Origin of the sequence: Acidihalobacter prosperus, from assembly GCF_000754095.2 — a bacterium.
Classification (GTDB): Bacteria; Pseudomonadota; Gammaproteobacteria; order DSM-5130; family Acidihalobacteraceae; genus Acidihalobacter; species Acidihalobacter prosperus.
In genome coordinates this window covers 417,508-432,792 of sequence record NZ_JQSG02000006.1, presented here as the reverse complement: position 1 = coordinate 432,792, position 15,285 = coordinate 417,508, and the positions used below count along the sequence as shown (strand labels likewise).

General features: G+C 67.4%; 16 protein-coding genes. 4 read left to right on the top strand and 12 right to left on the bottom strand.

The features are described from left to right. Positions 1-43 precede the first annotated feature (43 nt). A complete protein-coding gene (locus tag THPRO_RS12745; RefSeq protein ID WP_145930859.1) occupies positions 44-535 on the top strand; it encodes a Crp/Fnr family transcriptional regulator in 492 nt (163 codons plus the stop codon). Between the two features lie 86 nt (positions 536-621). Further along, positions 622-1,293 carry a RadC family protein gene (gene radC, locus THPRO_RS12740; protein WP_065089716.1) on the top strand — a complete coding sequence of 224 codons (672 nt, stop codon included), beginning with the start codon at positions 622-624 and terminating at the stop codon, positions 1,291-1,293. A 12-nt stretch (positions 1,294-1,305) separates the two neighbouring features. Here the strand turns inward: radC and bioF are convergent, their stop codons facing one another. The 3 genes from bioF to THPRO_RS12725 are packed head-to-tail and all read right to left on the bottom strand — an operon-like array spanning position 1,306 to position 3,877. Next, positions 1,306-2,478: an 8-amino-7-oxononanoate synthase gene (gene bioF, locus THPRO_RS12735; protein WP_065089715.1), complete on the bottom strand. Its 1,173-nt coding sequence runs from the start codon at positions 2,476-2,478 to the stop codon at positions 1,306-1,308. Positions 2,479-2,481: 3 nt separating this feature from the next. After that, the gene (gene bioB, locus THPRO_RS12730) at positions 2,482-3,477 is read right to left on the bottom strand and encodes a biotin synthase BioB (protein ID WP_038090206.1); all 996 of its coding nucleotides are present in this window, start codon (positions 3,475-3,477) and stop codon (positions 2,482-2,484) included. A 1-nt stretch (position 3,478) separates the two neighbouring features. Beyond that, positions 3,479-3,877, bottom strand: a complete 399-nt coding sequence (locus THPRO_RS12725) for a hypothetical protein (protein WP_038090203.1) — start codon at positions 3,875-3,877, stop codon at positions 3,479-3,481. Between the two features lie 75 nt (positions 3,878-3,952). Between THPRO_RS12725 and THPRO_RS12720 the strand changes: the two genes are divergently transcribed. Further along, positions 3,953-4,684 carry a ComF family protein gene (locus THPRO_RS12720; protein WP_065089714.1) on the top strand — a complete coding sequence of 244 codons (732 nt, stop codon included), beginning with the start codon at positions 3,953-3,955 and terminating at the stop codon, positions 4,682-4,684. On the opposite strand, the gene ubiA is transcribed toward THPRO_RS12720, so the two are convergent. Beyond that, positions 4,666-5,577: a 4-hydroxybenzoate octaprenyltransferase gene (gene ubiA, locus THPRO_RS12715; RefSeq protein WP_065089713.1), complete on the bottom strand. Its 912-nt coding sequence runs from the start codon at positions 5,575-5,577 to the stop codon at positions 4,666-4,668. The genes THPRO_RS12720 and ubiA overlap by 19 nt on opposite strands. A 105-nt stretch (positions 5,578-5,682) precedes the next feature. On the opposite strand from ubiA, the gene gorA reads away from it, so the two are divergent. Further along, entirely contained in the window at positions 5,683-7,041 is a 1,359-nt protein-coding gene (gorA, locus tag THPRO_RS12710) for a glutathione-disulfide reductase (RefSeq protein ID WP_038090334.1), read from the top strand. 46 nt (positions 7,042-7,087) lie between these two features. Here the strand turns inward: gorA and THPRO_RS17440 are convergent, their stop codons facing one another. The 8 genes from THPRO_RS17440 to dprA are packed head-to-tail and all read right to left on the bottom strand — an operon-like array spanning position 7,088 to position 15,283. Then, on the bottom strand, positions 7,088-7,756 hold the full coding sequence (locus tag THPRO_RS17440) for an OmpA family protein (protein ID WP_082954644.1): 669 nt from the start codon (positions 7,754-7,756) through the stop codon (positions 7,088-7,090). 50 nt (positions 7,757-7,806) lie between these two features. Continuing rightward, positions 7,807-8,655, bottom strand: coding sequence for a shikimate dehydrogenase (gene aroE, locus THPRO_RS12700; RefSeq protein ID WP_038090201.1), 849 nt, complete (start codon positions 8,653-8,655; stop codon positions 7,807-7,809). A gap of 10 nt (positions 8,656-8,665) precedes the next feature. Continuing rightward, positions 8,666-9,673, bottom strand: coding sequence for a porphobilinogen synthase (gene hemB, locus THPRO_RS12695; protein ID WP_038090199.1), 1,008 nt, complete (start codon positions 9,671-9,673; stop codon positions 8,666-8,668). Between the two features lie 21 nt (positions 9,674-9,694). Continuing rightward, positions 9,695-10,624, bottom strand: coding sequence for an oxygen-dependent coproporphyrinogen oxidase (gene hemF / locus THPRO_RS12690; RefSeq protein WP_038090197.1), 930 nt, complete (start codon positions 10,622-10,624; stop codon positions 9,695-9,697). Between the two features lie 11 nt (positions 10,625-10,635). Continuing rightward, positions 10,636-11,211, bottom strand: a complete 576-nt coding sequence (locus tag THPRO_RS12685; RefSeq protein ID WP_038090196.1) for an L-threonylcarbamoyladenylate synthase — start codon at positions 11,209-11,211, stop codon at positions 10,636-10,638. Between the two features lie 3 nt (positions 11,212-11,214). Next, positions 11,215-13,671 carry a DNA topoisomerase I gene (locus THPRO_RS12680; protein WP_065089712.1) on the bottom strand — a complete coding sequence of 819 codons (2,457 nt, stop codon included), beginning with the start codon at positions 13,669-13,671 and terminating at the stop codon, positions 11,215-11,217. A gap of 23 nt (positions 13,672-13,694) precedes the next feature. Continuing rightward, on the bottom strand, positions 13,695-14,171 hold the full coding sequence (locus THPRO_RS12675) for a DUF494 family protein (RefSeq protein WP_038090185.1): 477 nt from the start codon (positions 14,169-14,171) through the stop codon (positions 13,695-13,697). Next, positions 14,168-15,283, bottom strand: a complete 1,116-nt coding sequence (gene dprA / locus THPRO_RS12670; protein ID WP_038090180.1) for a DNA-processing protein DprA — start codon at positions 15,281-15,283, stop codon at positions 14,168-14,170. Before dprA ends, THPRO_RS12675 begins: the two co-directional genes overlap by 4 nt. Positions 15,284-15,285 lie beyond the last annotated feature (2 nt).

The following is a 15,285-nucleotide window of genomic DNA, read 5'->3' as shown; positions in this document are numbered from 1 at the left end:
TGATGGCAAACCCCCATAACCACCTATAAGGAGTAGTGTAATCGTGGTCCCCGAAAATATGCATTTGCTCGATTTCATCAAGGACTCGCCATTGGCGCAGGATTTGACCGCTGGCGATTGCGAAGTGCTCGAAAACATCATGGGTCTGCGGCGGCTTGAAGCGGGTGGCGTGTTGATCCGCGAGGGCGAAACCGATCAGACCGTGTATCTGGTGGCCCAGGGCCGGGTCAAGGTCGTCCAGGAGGCCGCCATGGGCGAGCCACTGCTGCTGCACGTGATGGGTCCGGGCGGCCTGTGCGGCGAAATGGGGTTTGTCGATGGCGCGCCCCACTCGGCGACGCTGATCGCGGAACAGGATACCGTGCTGCTGTCGCTGGAACGGGCGCCCTTCGAATCGCTCATCGAAACGCATCCGCATGTGGTCTATCACGTCATGCGTGCGATCGTCCGGCTGGGACATGCGGTGCTCAAGCGCATGAACCAGCAACACCTCGAAATGAACAACTACATCACCCAGACCCACGGGCGCTACTGACGCACGGCCGCCTGTGGCCTTCGCGGCCGTGTCGCGGCCGTGCCTCGTCTAGACTTCTTGCGTGACAGGGCGAGGATGGGGGCAGCATGGGCATCAAGGACTGGCCGGCGGGCGAGCGTCCGCGGGAAAAACTGCTCGCGCGCGGCGCCGGGACGCTCGGCGATGCCGAGCTGCTGGCGATCTTCCTGCGTACCGGCGTGGCGGGCAAGAGTGCGGTGGATCTGGCTCGCGAGCTGCTGGCCGAATTCGGCGGTTTGAGACCGCTGTTGGCGGCGCCGCGTGAGGTGTTCTGCCGCGGCAACGGCCTGGGCGAGGCCAAATACGCGCAGTTGCAGGCCGTGCTGGAAATGGGCCGCCGACATCTGTGGGAGGAGCTGGCGCGGGGTGAGGCGATCGAGAGTCCAGAATCGGCAGGCCGATACCTGGCTGCGCGGCTGCGCGACCGTCCCAGCGAGGTTTTCGCCTGCGTCTTTCTCGACGGCCGCCACCGAGTGGTGGCCTACGAGGAGCTGTTCCAGGGCACCATCGACGGCGCCAGCGTGCACCCGCGCGAGGTGGTCCGGCGCGCATTGCACCATAACGCCGCCGCGTTGATCCTCGCGCACAATCACCCCTCCGGGGTGGCCGAGCCGAGTGCCGCCGATGAGGCCATCACCCGCCGTCTTCGAGACGCGCTCGCGCTGGTCGACGTGCGCGTGCTCGACCATCTGGTGGTCGGCGACGCGGTGGTGTCGCTCGCCCAGCGTGGCGTCCTATAAGGCGCCGCGCCTTCAGGCCGGCGTCTGTGCCGCGAGGACCGCCTGTGTCGCGGCCAGAGCCTCCAGCAGGCGATCGACATGTGCCGATTCGTGCGCGGCACTCAGTGTGATGCGCAGCCTCGCCTGGCCTTCAGCCACCGTCGGCGGCCGGATGGCGGGCACCAGGACGCCATGTTCCCAGAGCGCGTCCGCGGCCGCCAGGGCCTGTGCGCTGTCGCCGATCAGCAAGGGCTGGATCGGCGTCTGCGAGGGCATCAGTGCCAGGCCGAGCGCCTCGGCGCCGTTGCGCAGGCGGGCAATGAGCGCTTGCAGGTGTTCGCGTCGCCAGTCTTCGCGCGAGGCCAGCGAAAGCGCCGTGCGCGTTGCCTCGGCGATGGCGGCGGGCATCGCGGTGGTGAACAGATAGGTGCGTGCCGCGCCGATCAGGTATTCGATCAGATCCTCGTCACCGGCGACGAAGGCGCCCGCGGTGCCGATCGCCTTGCCGAGCGTGCCCATCAGCACCGGTGCGTCGTTGAGTCCGAGTCCGAAGTGCGCCAGGCTGCCGCGCCCGCCGGGCCCGAGTACGCCGATGCCGTGGGCATCGTCGACCATGAGCCAGGCATCGTGGGCGCGGGCGGCCCGCGCGAGCGCAGGCAACGGCGCGATGTCGCCGTCCATGCTGAATACCCCATCGGTGACGAGCAGGGTCTCGCCGCTCGCGCGGGCGAGCTGGCGGGTGGCGGCTTCGACATCGGCATGCGCGTAACGCAGGCGCTTGGCGCCGGACAGGGTGCCGGCGTCGATTAGCGAGGCGTGGTTGAGGCGGTCCTCGATCAGGCAGTCGCCACGACCCAGTAGTGCGCCCACGGTACCGAGATTGGCCATGTAACCGGTCGAAAACAGCAGCGCGCGGGGACGGCCGGTGAACTCGGCCAGCGCCTCCTCGAGTGCATGGTGGGCGTGGGTGTGGCCATTGATCAGGTGTGCGGAGCCGCTGCCGCTGCCGTAGCGGTGCGTGGCCTCGCGCAGCGAGGCGGCAACCTCGGGATGATTGGCAAGGCCAAGGTAGTCGTTGCTGCAGAAGGCGAGGATTTCGCGCCCGTCGATTTTCTGCAGCGGACCCGCCGGACTTTCGACCAGGCGCCGGAAGCGCTGTCGGCCGGCCGCCCGGCGGGCGGCAAGTCGTTCACCGAGATTGATCACGCGTCAGGTGTGGCGGGCGGGGGCGTTGCCGGTTTCGCCCTGCGCGCTATGGGGCTGCGCGGCATGGATGCCGAGGCGGCGAAACAGGGCCTGATCGCGCTGCGATTCCGGGTTGTCGGTGGTCAGCAGCTTTTCCCCGTAGAAAATCGAGTTGGCGCCGGCGAGGAAGCACAGAGCCTGCAGCTCGTCGCTCATGTCCAGGCGTCCGGCCGACAGGCGCACGTGGCTTGTCGGCATGGTCAGTCTGGCGACGGCGATCATGCGCACGAATTCGAGCGGATCGAGTGCCTCGACGCCATGCAGCGGCGTGCCTTCCACCTGCACCAGGTTGTTGATCGGCACCGATTCGGGGTGTTGCGGCAGATTGGCGAGCTGCTGTAGCAGGCGGGCGCGGTCGCGGCGCGATTCGCCCATGCCGACGATGCCGCCGGTGCACACGTTGATACCCGCCTCGCGCACGCGTGCCAGGGTGTCCAGGCGGTCCTGATAGACGCGGGTGGTGATGATCTTGCCGTAGAATTCCGGCGAGGTGTCGAGGTTGTGGTTGTAGTAGTCGAGGCCGGCGTTCTTGAGCCGTTCGGCCTGACGGGCCTCGAGCATGCCGAGGGTGACGCAGGTTTCCAGTCCTTCCGCGCGCACGGCCTCGACCATCTCGGCCACGCGGTCGAGGTTGCGGTCGGTGGGATTGCGCCAGGCCGCGCCCATGCAGAAGCGGGTCGCGCCATTGGCCTTGGCGGCGCGGGCCTCGGCGACGACTTCGTCAAGCGGCAGCAGACGTTCGCGTTCGAGCTCGGTGTGGTGGTGGGCGCTCTGCGGGCAGTAGGCGCAATCCTCGGGGCAGGCCCCGGTCTTGATCGACAGCAGGCTGCTGATCTGCACTGCATTGGGGTCGAAGTGCGCGCGATGGGTCTGCTGGGCGGCGAACAGGAGGTCGTTGAAGGGGCGGTCGAACTGGGCTTCGATTTCTTCGATCGTCCAGTCGTGGCGGATTGCGCTCATGTCATTCGGGCCTGGATGTGGCGGGCGTGCGCGGAATGTCCTCCCAGCGCTCCCGGTGGATACGGATGAGGTCGATGATCGACCAGGGAATCATGATAGCCGCGGACACACCCCAGTAGATCAGGAAGTGCATCAATTTGGGCGGGAAATAGGTGCCGGCGACGATCAGGAATCCGGTCATGGCATAGAAGCGGTAGGCGGCGATCTGGGTGTAGTGGCCGACCCGCGGGTTGGGATGCTGGCGGTTCATGGCATAGATGAACATCGAGGCGCCGAACCAGAAGATCACCAGCGGAAACGGCAGCAGAAAGGCCACGATGTTGCCATAGTTGAACAGGGTCGCCGCGTTGCGCGCGGAGCGTCCCGTGATCGGTTTCGGCGTGGCGGGAGCCTCGGTCATGGCGGATGCTACCTGCTGCGGCGGCTGACGGGCCAGTCTACCGGGCGGCGAGGGCATGTCAACTTGGGGAGCGGCATGAATAGGGTGATGGAGCGTCGCTTCGTGCGCTGGCTGGCGGCATTGTATCCACCCGTCTGCGCGCTATGCGGCGATGCCGGCGCCGACGGTCTGGATCTGTGCGCGGGCTGCCGCGCCGACCTGCCGCGTTTGCAGCGGGGCTGCCCAGGTTGCGGCCGCCCCCTGCCCGAGAGGGCAGCCGGCGGGCTTTGCGGGCGTTGCCTGCGCCGGCGGCCGGCCTATGCCACGGTGTACGCGCCCTACCGCTACGCGCCACCGGTCGATCGGCTGATCGCCGAATTCAAGTTTCGCGGGCGGCTCGCGAATGCGCGTCTGCTCGGTGAATTGCTGGTACGCGCGGCGCGGGCAGATGGACGGGCGCCGCCGCCGGTTCTGATACCGGTGCCGCTGCATCCCCGGCGCCTGCGTGGGCGCGGGTACAATCAGTCGGTCGAGCTGGCCCGTCCGTTGGCGCGTGCCTTCGGCTCGCGGCTCGAGGTCGATTGCGTACGGCGGCTGCGGGCGACCGCGCCGCAGATGTCGTTGCCGGCCAAGCGGCGGCGGGCAAACGTGCGCGGCGTATTCGCCATGCGCGGAGGCTGCCGTCTGAGCGGCGCGGTCGCCGTTGTCGACGACGTGATGACCACCGGGGCCACGGTCGACGAACTGGCGAGGGTGTTACTGCGGGCGGGCGCGGCTTCGGTGGAGGTATGGAGCATTGCGCGCGCCGGTCAGGCGCGCAGCAGATAGGACAGGGCGACGCCGGCGAATACGGCGAAGCCGAAGCCGTTGTTGTTCATGAAGGCACGCAAGCAGAACTCGGGCACGCGGTAGGCGATCAGCAGCTGTTGATAGACGAACATGCCCGCGGCGACGACCAATGACAGGTCGTATGGCCAACCGAGATGCGCATCGCGGCCGATCAGGAATAGCGTGGCCATCATCATCACCTGCAACACGCCGATGATCAGACGGTCGGCGTCGCCGAACAGAATGGCCGTCGACTTGAGTCCGATCTTGAGATCGTCCTCGCGGTCGGCCATGGCGTACAGGGTGTCGTAGATGGTCGCCCACAGTACCGCGGCGATGAAGATCAGCCAGGCGAGCGGGCCGGGCCATGCGCCGGTCTGCGCGGTCCAGACCATGGGCACCGCCCAGCCGAAGGCCGCGCCGAGATGCACCTGGGGCAGGTGGTGAAAGCGCTTCATGAAGGGATAGCTCGCCGCCAGCGCGACCCCGGCGAAGGAGAGGTAGACCGTCTCCCTGTTCATGCTCAGTACCAGCAGGAAGGCGGTCAGGCTGAGTGCCAGGAACACGCCGATCGCCTCGATGGGGCGGATGTGGCCGGCGGCCAGCGGGCGCTGGCGGGTACGGGCGACATGACCGTCGAAGTCGCGGTCGGCGTAGTCGTTGATCGCGCAGCCGGCGGAGCGCATCACCCAGGTGCCGGCCAGGAACACGACGAGCACCCAGGGATCTGGGCGGCCTTCGGCGGCGATCCAAAGCGCCCACAGCATCGGCCAGACGAGCAGCAGCGCGCCGATCGGGCGATTGGCCCGCACCAGCAGTGCGTACTGCCACAGACGTTCGCGCAGGGGGTGTCCCGGTCTGAGCGCGGCGAGGAGTGGGTTGGTGTCGGCCATGGCGCATGACTTTCGCACCGTCGAACCCCCAAAATCAAGCGCCGCACTTCACCGGCCGGCGGATCGGCGTAAAGTGCGCGCATTCACACCCGGATGGAGGCAAAGATGAGTAACGAACCGCGGCATTTCGATCTGATCGCCATCGGTGGCGGCAGCGGCGGGCTGTCGGTAGCCGAGCGTGCGGCCCGCTACGGGGCGCGCTGCGCGGTGGTCGAATCGCGCCGCCTGGGCGGCACCTGTGTCAACGTCGGCTGCGTGCCCAAGAAGGTGATGTGGTACGGCGCCAGCCTCGCGCATGCGCTCAAGGACGCGCCCGGCTATGGTTTTTCGGTCGGCGAAACGACCTTCGACTGGGCCGAACTCAAGGCCAAGCGAGATGCCTATATCAGCGGTATCAACGGTTGGTACGTCACCTACCTGGACGATTCCGACGTTGCGCTCATACGCGGTCACGCGCGTCTGGTCGATGCGCGCACGGTCGAGGTGGACGGCATCCGCTATACCGCCGACCACGTCGTGTTGGCCACCGGCGGAGAGCCGGTGATGCCGGAAATCGAAGGCGCGGATCTCGGTATCACCTCGGACGGTTTCTTCGAACTCGACCACCTGCCCGGCCGCGTGGCCGTGGTCGGCTCCGGCTATATCGCCGTCGAACTGGCCGGTCTGCTCAATGCCCTGGGCACGGATGTTTCGCTGTATCTTCGCGGCGAACATCTGTTGCGCCGCTTCGACAACCTGCTGCGCGAACATCTGACCGAGGCGATGCTGGAGGCCGGCGTTTCCGTGTTTCCGCGTGCACGCATCGAGTCGCTGCGGCGCGACGACGACGGACGGCTGTCGCTGCATTGCGCCGACGGCCGCATATCGGGCGGTTTCGAGTCCGTGCTGTGGGCGATCGGGCGCCGCCCGGCGGTGACCGAGCTGGGCCTTGAGGCGATCGGCGTGATTCAGGACGAGCACGGTCACGTGGCGGTGGATGCCTACCAGAACACCAACGTGGCGGGTATCTACGCGATCGGCGACATCACCGGGCGCGTGGAGTTGACCCCGGTCGCCATTGCGGCCGGGCGGCGGCTCGCCGACCGGCTGTTCGGCGGACAGAAGGCGCGCCGGCTCGACTACGAGAACATCGCCACGGTGGTGTTCACCCACCCGCCGATCGGCACCGTAGGGCTCACCGAGGACGAGGCGCGCGAGCTGCACGGCGAGGCGGTCAAGATCTACCAGACCAGCTTCACCTCGATGTACCACGCGATGACCGATCATCCGGTGAAGACCGCGATGAAGCTCGTCACCGTGGGTGCGCGCGAGAAGGTGGTCGGTTGCCACATCATCGGCCCGGGCGCGGACGAGATGCTGCAGGGTTTCGCGGTCGCGATCCGCATGGGCGCGACCAAGCAGGATCTGGACGACACCGTCGCGATCCACCCGACCAGTGCCGAAGAGCTGGTCACGATGCGCTAGCACATCGACGGCGCGGCGGCCGATGCCGCCGCGCCGTGCGCGCTTCTCAGCCCTGCGGAGGCTGGGTGATTGGCACCAGGGTGATGGTGACGCGGCGGTTCATTGCCCGGCCCTGTGCGGTGGCATTGGAGGCGATCGGGTTGGCCTCGCCGTAGCCGACGGCCTGCAGACGCTGAGCCTGCACGCCCTGGGCGACCAGGTAGTCGGCCACCGACTGCGCACGCTTGACCGAGAGCTGCTGGTTGTAGGCGGCGGTGCCGGTGCTGTCGGTATAGCCGGCAACGTCGACGGCCGTTTTCGGATAATGCAGTAACACCTTGACCACGGAATTGAGCACCGGGTAGAAATGCGAGGCGATCTGGTATTGGTTGGTGGCGAAGGTGATGTCGCCCGGCATGTTCAGGATGATGTTGTTGCCGCTGCGCGTCACGCTGACGCCGGTGCCCTGCAATTGCTGGCGCAGCTCCGCCTGCTGGCGGTCCATGTAGTAGCCCACCGAGCCGCCGGCGATGGCGCCGAGCGTCGCGGCGAGTGCGGTGTTGCGGCCCGGTTTGCCGAGGTTGTTGCCGAGGATGGCGCCGGCCACGGCACCGATGCCCGCACCGATGGCGGTCCGGCTCGCTTCCTGCTGTCCGGTGTAGGGGTTGGTCGTGCAGCCCGCAAGACCGAGCGTGAACATCACGGCCGTTACGGGAACCAGTCTACGCAGCGTCATGGGTCGTTCTCCAGAGGAATCGGGTCTGTATCGCGGAAAGCTCCGTCGCCTCAAGCATAGGCGCCGCCAAGAAAGGCGCGCAAGTCGGCGATGACGGGTGGCGTCTGCGGGCGGACGCCGCGCCAGATGCGGAAGGATTCCGCCGCCTGCTCGACCAGCATGCCGAGTCCGTCCACCGCGTGCAGGGCGCCGCGTGAGGTGGCCCACCGCATGAACGGGGTGGCTGCCGCGGCATAGACCATGTCGTAGGCCACGGTGCTCTCGCCGATCAACCCTTCGGGCAGATCGATCGCGCTGCCGCTCAGGCTGGCCGCCGTGGCGTTGACGATGAGGTCGAAGGCGGTTTCGCCGGCCAGTGCGTCGAGGGCCGCGCCCCGGATCGGGCCTCGGGCGGAAAAGTCGGCGGCCAGCCGCGTCGCGCGTTCGGCACCGCGATTGGCGACCAGCAGCAGCTCGGGGGCCTGGTCGAGCAGGGGGCCGGCGACGCCTCTGGCTGCCCCGCCTGCGCCCAGCAGCAGGATGCGGCGGCCGGTGAGCGCAAGCCCCAGGTTGGCCGCGAGGTCCGTGAGCAGACCGACGCCGTCGGTGTTGTCGCCGCGGATGCCCTCGGCGGCGTCCAGCGTGAGGGTGTTGGCCGCACCGGCGGCCCGCGCGGCCTCGCCGAGCGCGTCGGCCAGGCGCCAGGCCTCCTCCTTGAACGGGACTGTCACGTTGAGGCCGCGTCCGCCGGCCTCGCGAAAGCGCGCGACCGCAGCGGCGAAGCCGTCCAGCGGTGCCTCGATGGCGGTGTATTCGAGCGCCTGCCCGGTCTGCGCCGCGAACGCGCGGTGGATGCGCGGCGACAGGCTGTGCGCGACGGGGTGCCCCATCACCGCGTACTGATCGGTTGCTCCGGTCATGCGCGCGTTGTCAGCGGGCTTCCCTGAGCCAGCGGGCCGCGTCCATGGCGTAGTAGGTGAGGATGCCGTCGGCGCCGGCACGCTTCATCGACAGCAGGGTCTCCAGCACGCAGGCGCGTTCGTCCAGCCAGCCGTTCTGGGCCGCGGCCTTGAGCATCGCGTACTCGCCGCTGACGTGGTAGACGAAGGTCGGCATAGCGAAGGTTTCCTTCACGCGGCGGACGACGTCGAGGTACGGCAGGCCCGGCTTGACCATGACCATGTCGGCGCCCTCGGCGATGTCGAGTGCGGTCTCGCGCAGGGCCTCGTCGCCGTTGCCCGGGTCCATCTGGTAGGTCGACTTGCTGCCCTTGCCGAGATTGGCGGCCGAGCCCACGGCGTCGCGAAACGGGCCGTAGAAGGCGGAGGCGTACTTGGCCGAGTAGGCGAGGATGCGGGTGTGGACATGGCCGGCGGCCTCGAGTGCCTCGCGGATGCGGCCGATGCGGCCGTCCATCATGTCGGAGGGGGCGACGACCTCGGCGCCCGCTTCGGCGTGGGACAGCGCCTGGCGTACGAGCACTTCCACCGTTTCGTCGTTGAGCACGTAACCCGAATCGTCGAGCAGGCCGTCCTGACCGTGGCTGGTGAAGGGGTCGAGCGCCACGTCGGTGACGATGCCGAGCTCCGGCACGGCCGACTTGAGCGCGCGCACGGCGCGCTGGGCGAGGCCCTTGGGATTGTAGGCCTCGGCGGCGTCCAGGCTCTTGTGCTCCGGCGGGGTGACCGGGAACAGCGCGAGCGCCGGGATGCCGAGTTCAGCGGCCTCGGCAGCGCGTTCGACCAGCAGGTCGACGGACAGACGCTCGACCCCGGGCATCGAGGCGACCGCCTCGCGGCGGCCGCGGCCCTCGAGCACGAATACCGGGTAGATGAGATCGTCGGCCGCCAGGCGGTTTTCGCGCATCATGCGGCGGGAGAAGTCGTCGCGGCGCATGCGGCGCGGGCGGGTCAGCGGATAGCGGGCGGGTTCGCTCATGTCAGGTTTCCTGTGCGTGCTTCAGGGCTTTTCGGTCAACCAGTCGCGCGGGTGGAGGTAGCGCTCGTACAGGCGGGCTTCGGGGCTGCCGGGCTCGGGCGTCCAGGCATAGCGCCAGCGCACTTCGGGCGGCAGCGACATCAGGATCGATTCGGTGCGGCCGCCCGACTGCAGGCCGAACAGGGTACCTCGGTCGTAGACCAGATTGAACTCCACATAGCGGCCGCGGCGGTAGAGCTGGAAGTCGCGCTCGCGTTCGCCGTAGGGCGTGTCCTTGCGGCGTTGCACGATCGGCAGATAGGCCTGCAGGTAATGGTCGCCGACGCTGCGCATGAAGGCGAAATCGCGCTCGGCGTTGCCGCTGTTGAGGTCGTCGTAGAACAGCCCGCCGATACCGCGAGGCTCGTCGCGGTGGCGCAGGTAAAAGTACTCGTCGCACCAGGCCTTGTAACGGGGATAGATGTCCTCGCCGAACGGCGCGCAGGCCGCCTGCGCGGTGCGGTGCCAGTGCAGGCAGTCCTCGTCGAAGCCATAGTAGGGCGTCAGGTCGAAACCGCCGCCGAACCACCAGATCGGGTTCTCGCCTTCGCGCTCGGCGACGAAGCAGCGCACGTTGGCGTGGGAAGTGGGGACATAGGGATTGTGTGGGTGGATGACCAGAGAGAGGCCGAGCGCCTGGAAGCAGCGTCCGGCCAGCTCGGGGCGGTGCGCACTGGCCGAGGGCGGCAGGCGGTCGCCCTGCACGTGCGAGAAGTTCACGCCAGCCTGTTCGAACAGCCCATCTCCGGCGAGGACGCGGGTCCGTCCGCCGCCGCCGCTTGGACGGGTCCAGTCGTCCGTGGCGAAGCGCGAGATGCCATCTTCCCGTTCGAGCGCGCCGCAGATGGTGTCCTGCAGGGTGAGCAGGTAATCGCGGATGGCCGCGATATCGGGTGCGATGGATGATGGCATGTGACGGCTCCTCAGTGCCGGAGGATCGCGCCGGTGAGCGCATCGCGGATTTGGCTGGGGCGATCGCGACCTCCAAGCGGGCCGTCCAGATAATAATCGATACCTGTTCCGAACTGGGCGCGCAGGGTGGCCAGGTCGCGCGCCGGCGGTTCGCCGCTGGTGTTCGCGCTGGTGGAAACGACCGGGCCGCCGAAAGCGCGACAGAGCGCGGCCGCCAGCGGATGGTCGGTTACCCGCACTGCGACGCCGTCGTGATCGCCCCGCAGCAGGGGAGTGACCGCCGGCCCCGGCGGCACGATCCAGGTCACCGGGCCGGGCCAGCTTTTGAGCATGCGCTCGCGGACGTCGGTTGGCAGTTCGCCCATCCACGTACCCAGCTGGCCGACATCGGCCGCTATCAGGATCAGCCCTTTGCCGGCTGGGCGCCGTTTCAGGGCGAGAAGGCGTGCCAGGGACGTGTCGTCGGCGGGGTCGCAGCCGATGCCATACACCGCTTCCGTAGGGTAGGCCACGAGGCCGCCGGTATGGAGGGTTCGTACGGCCTCGGCCAGCGCCTCGGAACCGCAGGGCGACTTCGATTCGCTCATGATCTAGCGTTGGCGGGCCGCGGTTCCGGTCTTGGCTTTGTCCGCCGTCGTCGATTTGCGCTTGGCGGTAGCCTTGGGCGTGGCGGCTTTCTTGGTGCTCGCGGCCTTCTTTTTCGGCGCCGCCTTTTTGGGTGCCGCGGCCTTGGTCTTGGCGGTGCCACGCCGTGATTTCTTGGGCGGGGCCGCTGCGAGCAAGGCTTCGCAGGTCGCGAGGTCGAGCTGTTCGGGCTCGACATCCTTGGGGATGCGCGCGTTGCGCTCGCCGTCAGTGATATAAGGGCCGTATCGACCGCGCAGGACCTCGATGGTCGCGGCCTCTTCGCGCTCGAATCGATGAATGACGCGTTCCGCCTCCAGGCGCTCCTTCTCGGCAATCAGCTCCAGCGCACGCTCCAGGTTGACGGTGTAGGGATCGTCGTCGCCCTTGAGCGAACAGTACTTGCTGCCGTACTTCACGTACGGGCCGAAACGGCCGATGTTGGCACTGACCGCGAGCCCGTCGGCGGTTTCGCCGAGCTGGCGTGGTAGCTCGAAAAGCTTGAGCGCCTCTTCGAGCGTGACGGTGTCCATTTTCTGCCCCGGGCGCAGCCCGGCAAAGCGAGGCTTGTCTTCATCCTCGCGGCTGCCGATCTGGGCGAAGGGCCCGTAGCGTCCCATGCGCACGCTGACGGGTTTGCCGCTGGCCGGGTCGATACCGAGATCCCGGGCCTGCAGGGCCTCGTCGCGGGTGACGGTTTGCGCGCGATCCTCGACCAGGGCGTGGAAGTTGTCCCAGAAGTCCCGCAGTACCGGCACCCAGTGCTTCTCCCCGCGGGAGATCTCGTCGAGCGAATCCTCCATGCGCGCGGTGAAATCGTAGTCGACGTACTGCGTGAAGTGCTGGGTCAGGAAACGGTTGACCACGCGACCAACGTCGGTCGGCGTGAAGCGACGGCTTTCCAGTTCGACGTATTCACGGCTGAGCAGGGTGGAAATGATGGCGGCGTAGGTCGACGGGCGGCCAATGCCGTGCTCTTCCAGCGCCTTCACCAGACTCGCCTCGCTGTAGCGCGGCGGCGGTTCGGTGAAATGTTGCTCGGTGGCGATGTCCTTGAGGGTCAGGGTTTCGCCTTCGGCCATCGGTGGCAGCAGGCGGTTGTCGTTCTCTTGCTCGGCGTCGTCCAGTCCTTCGCGGTAGACGGCCATGAAGCCCGGGTCGCGCAGGGCCGATCCGGTGGCGCGATAGACATTGCCTCGGCCGCCTTCGAGATCGGCGCTGACCGTGTCCAGCGTGGCATGAATCATCTGGCTGGCCACGGTGCGCTTCCAGATCAGCTCATACAGGCGGAACTGATCCTGGGTGAGCCGGGATTTCAGTTCCTCGGGCAGGCGCGCGGCCGAGGTCGGGCGCACGGCCTCGTGGGCCTCCTGCGCATTCTTGGATTTGGTGCGATAGCGGTTCGGCGTGGCGGGAAGCGCGGCCTGGCCATAGCGCTCGCCGATCAGGGCGCGAATCTCGGTCACGGCCTCGTCGGCAAGGTTCACCGAGTCGGTACGCATGTAGGTGATCAGGCCGATGGGGCCCGTACCCAGGTCGATGCCTTCGTACAGGTTTTGCGCCACCTGCATGGTTCTGCGCGTGCTGAAACCCAACTTTCGCGCAGCTTCCTGTTGCAGCGTCGAGGTGGTGAACGGCGGTGCGGGATTGCGTTTGCGTTGCTTCTTCTCCAGCTTGGCGACGGTCAGGCTTCCCGCCGCGGCGGCAAGCAGGGATTCGCGGGTTTGTGCGGCATTGTCGGCATCGCCGATATCGAACTGGCCGAGCTTGCGGCCCTGTACGTGGGTCAGGCGAGCGCTGAACGGCGTTTCCTCGCGCGACACATGGGCGTCCACGGTCCAATATTCCTGGCGCACGAAGCGTTCTATCTCTTCCTCGCGCTCCACGATCATGCGCAAGGCGGGGCTTTGCACGCGTCCGGCTGACAGGCCACGGCGGATCTTGCGCCACAGCAGCGGTGAGAGATTGAAGCCGACCAGGTAATCCAATGCGCGCCGGGCCTGCTGGGCGTCGATCAGGTCCGCGGACAGGGCGCGTGGGTTGCTGATGGCGTCGTTGACCGCCTGACGGGTGATTTCGTAGAAAGCCACGCGATGCACGGCCTTGTCCTTGAGCTGCCCGCGCTCGCGCAGGATCTCGTAGAGATGCCAGGAGATCGCCTCGCCCTCGCGATCGGGGTCGGTGGCGAGAAACAGGTCGTCGGCCTGCTTGAGCGCCTTGCTGATGGCGTCGACATGTTTGAGATTACGCGGAATGATCTCATAGCGCATCGAGAAATCGTGCTCGGGGTCGACCGCGCCTTCCTTGGGGATCAGGTCGCGGACATGGCCGTACGAGGCCAGGACTTCGAAGTCCTTGCCCAGGTATTTCTTGATGGTTTTGGCCTTGGCGGGCGATTCTACGATGACCAGGTGCTTGCCCATAAAATCCTTGCTTGCGGTTAGGCTCAGTGCAGGTAGGAGGGCGTTTCTTCGAACACCAGATCCTCGAGTTCGTTGTATGCCAGCTCGCGGTCAGGCTGGTTGAACAGGACCATGAGCACGATCCATTTAAGTTGTTCGAGGTCGATTTCGTCCTCGTCCAGCGCCATGACGCGGTCCAGTACCAGCTCGCGTGTGGAGGGCGTGAGTATTTCGCTCTGCTCCAGAAATAGCAGAAATCCGCGCATTTCGCTGTCGAGGCGCGCCTGTTCCGCGTCGGTATAGAGCCGCAGCGACGGCCGCACGGTGTGAGCCAGCGGCGCATCGCGCTGCTCGGCCAGGCCATCGAGCCATTCGAATGCCCGGTCGATCTCGCTGGCCGGGAATCCGGCGTCGATCAGGCGCGATTCGAGCTGTTCACGATCCGCTTCGTGGTCTTCCATATCTTCGTCGACATACTGCTCGAAGAGATACATGAGGACATCCAGTACGGATTCTTTCATTCGCTGTCTCGGTCGCCTTGCGGGGTGCGGACGTAGCGGCCGCCGTCGACGGTGGCCACGTGGCCCTGCAGTTCCAGTATGAGCAGCATGGAGGAAACGGCTTCCGGGGTCAATCCGCTGCGCCCGACCAGGCGGTCGACACTGACGGGGTCGTACCCCATGGCGGCCAGCAGCGCGGTATGGGCGTCGTCCGGGGTGTGCGGCGCTGTCGCCGCGGCCGCACGCGCGGGGGCGGCGCGCCACTGCTGCCCCAATTCCTCCAGGATGTCGGCGGCAGTCTCCACCAGTTTGGCGCCCTCGCGGATCAGGCGATGGCAGCCGCGGGACAAGGGGTTGTGGATCGAGCCGGGAATGGCGAACACTTCCCGGCCCTGCTCGCCGGCAAGGCGGGCGGTGACCAGCGACCCACTTTGCCGGGCGGCCTCGACGACGAGCACGCCGAGGCTGATGCCGCTGATGATGCGGTTGCGCCGAGGAAAGGCGCCGCGCGTGACGCGCGTGCCCAGCGGCGCCTCGGAAATCAGCACGCCCGACTGCGCGATGCGGCGGGCGAGGTCGCGGTGCGCGGCAGGATAAACCCGGTCCAGCCCGGTGGCGGCCACCGCCACCGTGACGCCTTCGGAAGCCAAGGCTCCTTCGTGCGCGGCGCCGTCGATGCCGAGCGCGAGTCCCGAAGCAATGCCCAGCCCGGTCGAGGCCAGATGGCGCGCGAATTCGAACGCCATTTCGCGTCCATTCGGGGTGGGGTGCCGGCTGCCGACGATAGCCAGCTGCGGATACTGCAACAGCTCGCAGTCGCCGATGGCATGGAGCAATAGCGGCGGGTCGTGGATCTCGCGCAGTGCAGGCGGGTAACGAGTGCCGCCCACCGGAATCAGGTGGTGGTCCGGCTGCCGTGCCCATGCCAGGTCTTCATCGACGTCGAGCGTGGCGGCAGTGTCGAGGGCGCGGCGGTGGCTTGCCGGGAGTCCGGCGCGTTCCAGGGTGGCGGCGTTCGCATCGAGCGCGGCTTGCGGATGCCCTGTGACCCCGAGCAGTTGCGCCGCGCCGCGGGCGCCGAGCCCGGCCGTGCGGTGCAGGCGCAACCACGCGGCGAGCTCGGCTTCCGTCATGC